The following is a 4,898-nucleotide window of genomic DNA, read 5'->3' as shown; positions in this document are numbered from 1 at the left end:
CATCAGTATCAAAGGCATATATCTTCTGTTCATAGCATACCCCTGTCAGATAATTTTCTCTGCCCTTCCCACGGCCCTGATATGAAATTCTCCTGTTTCAGGAAAAAAGGTAACCGTCCGGCCATAGTTCGCTCCTGTATCCTGGGCCAGAATCGGGATATTCATCTCCTTGAGCTTCTTTTTGGTCGCCTCCACATTGCGGTCCCCCACCTGCATCATATCAGAACGTCCCTGAAAGGAAAACATGGTAGCTCCCCCCGCAATCTTTGCCACCATACGGCTGCGTACCGCCCCCAGCTTTTCCATCTGGGATACCAGCTCCGCAATTCCGGTATCTGCAAACTTTGCAATATTTTGTTGGCTGTTTCGTATCTGTTTACTGTCCGGCAGCATAATGTGCGCCAGCCCGCCTATTTTCGTATTCGGGTCTCTGATGGCGATTCCTACGCAGGAACCAAGTCCCAGCGTCGTGATGCCATTGGGACTTACACAGGTCTTTAAATCTGCCATTCCCACTTTGATAATCTCACTCATGCGCTTTTCCTTCTCACTTTTCCCTGTCTGGTCTATTCCACCGGTATCCCCAATGCGGACAGAATCTTAGAATAGGATTCCAGGTCCGGTATCAGAATAAAATATCCGTCTATCTCGATCTCATCATAAAACTGGGACTGAATCAACAGGATTCTGTCTCCCAGCACGCCGAACTGAATGGCGGGAACACTCAAAATTGCTCCCGCCATATCCACCGTCAGAGCGGGCGGCGTAGGATAAATCTGCAGATTTGTCAGGGTAGAAAGGGAATTCAGGTAAGCGCCTGTGATAATGTTTCCCAGCTCCTTCATGGCAGACAGCTCCATCTCGGAAAAGTCGTCTCCCTCCGGCGCCATCCCCATCATCACCTTGTTGATCAGGTGCTTTGCGCTCTCCTTCTCCACCAGGAACATCATGCTGCCGGTGATATCGCCTTCGACGCCCAAGAGCACACCCACCATGACCTGCTCTTCGCCGCCCATCAGTGCTCCCACCTCCGAAAATTCCAGCAGCTTTACCTGGGGAACCTTCATATCCACCTTACATTGAAGCATCTGGGAAAGAGCCGTCATGGCATTTCCCGCTCCGATATTTCCAATTTCCTTTAATACGTCAAAATAGGTCTCCGAAACCTTTTCCAAGCTGAGCTCTCCCATTGGCTCCTTCTCCTTCACTGAATATTATGCGTTATCCTCCAGCGCGACGGTGTTTAAGTCCAGCAGGGAAATCAATTCGCCATCGTGCTTTCCCACTCCGTTGATAAAGTTTACCTTGTCGTCCTTGGAATCATAAGAAACCTTCTCGATGTCTGTAGCCTCAAGGGTAACTACCTCTTTCACCTCATCCACCATGATTCCCACATTGCCCTGCTGTTCAAGCTTCAGGATAATAATACGGGTGGCTCTGGTTACCTCATCCTCCTCAAGCCCCATCTTAAGCCGCAGGCTCATAACCGGTATCACCTCTCCCCGCAGGTTGATGACCCCCTTTAGATGCCTGGCCACCTTGGGCACTCTGGTGATATGCTGCATCCTCACAATATTGTCCACATTGCAGATGTCAATGCCATACTGCTCTTTTCCCAGGCGGATTACGATATACTGAATGGTCTCGACCGGTTCTTTGCCTTCAACTTCCTGCACATATTCCTGTTTCCTTGTACTGAGCTGTTCCATATCGTCATCTCTCCTTCCTAAATCAAAGCATTGGCATCCAAAATCAACGCCACCTCGCCGTCACCCAGGATCGTGGCGCCGCTGATGAATTTACACTGTTTCATATATTTTCCAAGGGATTTGATCACAATTTCCTGCTGTCCGATCAGCTCATCAATCACAAGTCCCGCCATCTTGTCTCCCTTCTTTACGATGACAACGATCAGGTTTTCGTCGGCAGACCTGCTGCTTTCTATATCAAGCACCTCCGAAAGCCGGATCAGAGGAATAACCGTTCCTCTCAGATTGATGACCTCTTTGTTTTGCACCAGCTTTACCTCGCTGGGTTCAATGTCTTCCAGCGTCTGAATGGAGCCCAGTGAGATGGCATATTTCTCACCCCCTACAACCACCATGAGAGCCTGAATGATGGCAAGGGTCAACGGCAGTCTGATGGTCCAGGTGCTGCCTACGCCCAGCTTGGTCTTTACCTCTACCTCGCCGCTCAGGGATTCGATCTTAGAGCGCACCACATCCAGCCCCACGCCTCTTCCGGAAACGTCCGTAACCTTCTTTGCTGTGGAAAAGCTGGGAAGGAAAAGAAGATTAATGATTTCCTTTTCTGTCATATTGGCTGCCTGCTCCGGCGTAATCACATTCTTCTCAATGGCCTTGCTTTTTACGGCTTCCACATCAATGCCATTGCCATCATCCTTCACCTCAATAATTACATTGTTGCCGTCCTGATATGCGTTTAAGCCGATAGAACCAGCCTCCGGTTTTCCTCTCTGGGCCCGCACCTCCGCAGATTCTATTCCATGATCCGCTGCGTTGCGCAGAAGGTGCATAAGCGGGTCTCCAATCTCATCCACAACAGTTCTGTCAAGCTCCGTCTCCTCACCTGTCATGTACAGCTCCATCTTTTTGCCAAGGGTCTTGGAGAGATCACGTATCATGCGGGGGAATTTATTTACAACGCTCTCAATGGGAACCATCCGCACCTTCATTACAGATTCATGGAGGTTTGTGGTGACACTCTCAATATATTCAATCTTCTCATTAAAGCCCTGGCCTCCAGCCTGGCCATGCTCCTGATTTGCAAAGGATACCAGCGAGTTTTTGGCAATAATCAGCTCGCTCACCAAATTCATCAGCACATCCAGTTTTTCAATGTCCACTCTGACAGTCCGGTTCACCACGGGCTTTCCGGGCGTCTGTTTCTTCTCCGGCGCTTTGGCTGCAGGCTTCCCCTTTCTCTCCTCGGGCACCGCCGAAACAGGCTCCGTTCCTGCTGCTTCTGCCTCGGTTTTTTCCTGCTCTGCAGGCTTCTCCTCCTGCGGATGATAATGGCTGTTATTTTCCAAAACAATGGGAGCGCCTGTCACATTTGCAATTTCGGATACACTTCCAGCCGCCTGAATCACCTCATCCAGAGTGGCATCAGACAGGACAATTAAGGTAAAGTCCTTGTCAAATTTCTCATCCTCCACATCCTGGGCACTGGGCTCAGACACGATAATTTCACCTTTTTCCTCCACTGCCTTAAAAACCAGAAAGGCTCTGGCAGCCTTCAGGATACAGCTGTCCTGTACCACCACATTCAGTCCGTAAACCTTCTTCCCCTGCTTTTGAGCCGCCAATATTACATGAATCTGGCTTTCGTCCAGCGGAATGTGATCCCATTTATCTGCGGAGGTCTCCGTCCCTTTCGCCTCCTGCCCCTTCTGTTCCCCGGCAGCATTATCTGTGGGAGCCTCCTGTGTTTTTTTGTTTTGATTTAAAATATCATTCAGCTGCTTGATTAACGGCTCATTGTCATTGGTGCCCTCATCCGCAGTTTCCTGAATATTGTTATTGTACTCCTCCAGCGCATCCAGACAGCGGAAAAGCACATCTATCATATCAGGGGACACCTTGATATTGCCGTTTCTCACCTCAGAGAATACATTCTCCATATCGTGGGTCAGCGTCTGCATCCGCTTGTATCCCATGGTGCCCGCCATGCCCTTTAAGGAATGTGCGGCACGGAATATCTCATTGATCACATCCATGTTTTCAGGATCTGATTCCAGTTCAAGAATCTGTGTGTTTAAAGCCTGCAAATGCTCCTTCGTTTCATCCAGGAAAATTTCAAGATACTGGCTTACGTCCATTTTATCCTCCATTCTGCCACAAACGGCTTACACATTGCTGGTTTTCACTCCAACATGCAATATAATTTCCTGTGCGATCTGCTCCAGGGGAACCACCTGATCAGACAATCCTGCATTGATAACACTCTTAGGCATCCCGAAAACAGTACTGCTGTTTTGATCCTGGGCAATCACATGTACCTGCTTTTGCGCTTTCAAGTTCTTGATTCCTTCCGTTCCGTCGGCGCCCATCCCCGTCATTACCACACAGACCACATTGTCAAAGCGGCTGCCTGCCAGAGACTCATACATATAATTGGCGCAAGGCTTCACGCCCTCCCTGGCAGGCTCGTCGGAATAATGGATGGTATGCCTTCCTGCGGGAGAGACCTTCACATTCATGTGCATGCCCCCCATGGCGATATACACCACTCCCGCTTCCAGCTCATCTCCCTCCTTCGCCTCCCTCACAGTAACACTGCTTAAGTCGTTGAGCCGCTCGGCCAAGGATGCCGTAAAACCCTTGGGCATATGCTGCACCACAAGAACCGGTGTATCCAGCTCCTTGGGAAGCTTCGGTATCACCGACTGGAGAGCCTTGGGACCGCCTGTGGAGCTGGCAATAGCCACCACCTTTCTCCCCGGAACCCTGACGGTGTGCCTGCGCACAATGTCGATCATTTTGCTGGTAGTCTGTCTGTTTTCCCGGATTTTTTCCTCGGACTCAAACACAGGAGGCTTACTGTTTGCCACCACATCCAGTATCCGCAGAAGCTCCGTTTTAAAAGCATCTACCCTGCAGTCAATGGCGCTGTCCGGCTTATGTATGAAATCAAGTGCTCCAAGCTCAAGAGCATCAAGGGTTGTCTTAGCGCCTTCCCTGGTATCCGTACTTGCCATCATCACTTTGGCAGATATCTTGAATTTCCGCAGCTCCTTTAACAGCTCAAGCCCGTTCATCTTTGGCATATTCACATCAAGGACCACTGCGTCGTACTGATTCCTGCTCAAAAGGTCAAAGGCCTCCAGACCATTTGTGGCTCTCGCGACAACCTGAAATCTCTTATCGCTGTTTATT

5 protein-coding genes are annotated in these 4,898 nt (G+C 49.8%); all 5 read right to left on the bottom strand.

Features of this window, described 5'->3' with window-relative positions:
* Positions 1–45: 45 nt before the first annotated feature.
* Genes AC1WIP_RS11275 through cheB form a run of 5 tightly spaced genes read right to left on the bottom strand, consistent with a single transcriptional unit; the run spans position 46 to position 4,897 of the window.
* A complete protein-coding gene (locus AC1WIP_RS11275; RefSeq protein ID WP_481141917.1) occupies positions 46–534 on the bottom strand; it encodes a chemotaxis protein CheD in 489 nt (162 codons plus the stop codon).
* Positions 535–566: 32 nt separating this feature from the next.
* On the bottom strand, positions 567–1,190 hold the full coding sequence (locus AC1WIP_RS11270; RefSeq protein WP_318702456.1) for a chemotaxis protein CheC: 624 nt from the start codon (positions 1,188–1,190) through the stop codon (positions 567–569).
* A gap of 24 nt (positions 1,191–1,214) precedes the next feature.
* On the bottom strand, positions 1,215–1,709 hold the full coding sequence (locus tag AC1WIP_RS11265; RefSeq protein ID WP_481141916.1) for a chemotaxis protein CheW: 495 nt from the start codon (positions 1,707–1,709) through the stop codon (positions 1,215–1,217).
* 17 nt (positions 1,710–1,726) lie between these two features.
* Positions 1,727–3,841 carry a chemotaxis protein CheW gene (locus AC1WIP_RS11260; RefSeq protein WP_481141915.1) on the bottom strand — a complete coding sequence of 705 codons (2,115 nt, stop codon included), beginning with the start codon at positions 3,839–3,841 and terminating at the stop codon, positions 1,727–1,729.
* Positions 3,842–3,868: 27 nt separating this feature from the next.
* Positions 3,869–4,897, bottom strand: coding sequence for a chemotaxis-specific protein-glutamate methyltransferase CheB (gene cheB / locus AC1WIP_RS11255; protein WP_481141914.1), 1,029 nt, complete (start codon positions 4,895–4,897; stop codon positions 3,869–3,871).
* Position 4,898 lies beyond the last annotated feature (1 nt).

The organism is Acetatifactor sp. (assembly GCF_982438285.1).
Note: the sequence above shows the minus strand (reverse complement) of the source record. Positions and strands in the feature narration are given on the sequence as shown.

Coding starts and splice junctions, on each gene's coding strand:
- AC1WIP_RS11275 (WP_481141917.1), bottom strand. CDS start 534: ATGAGTGAGATTATCAAAGTGGGAATGGCAGATTTAAAGACCTGTGTA.
- AC1WIP_RS11270 (WP_318702456.1), bottom strand. CDS start 1,190: ATGGGAGAGCTCAGCTTGGAAAAGGTTTCGGAGACCTATTTTGACGTA.
- AC1WIP_RS11265 (WP_481141916.1), bottom strand. CDS start 1,709: ATGGAACAGCTCAGTACAAGGAAACAGGAATATGTGCAGGAAGTTGAA.
- AC1WIP_RS11260 (WP_481141915.1), bottom strand. CDS start 3,841: ATGGACGTAAGCCAGTATCTTGAAATTTTCCTGGATGAAACGAAGGAG.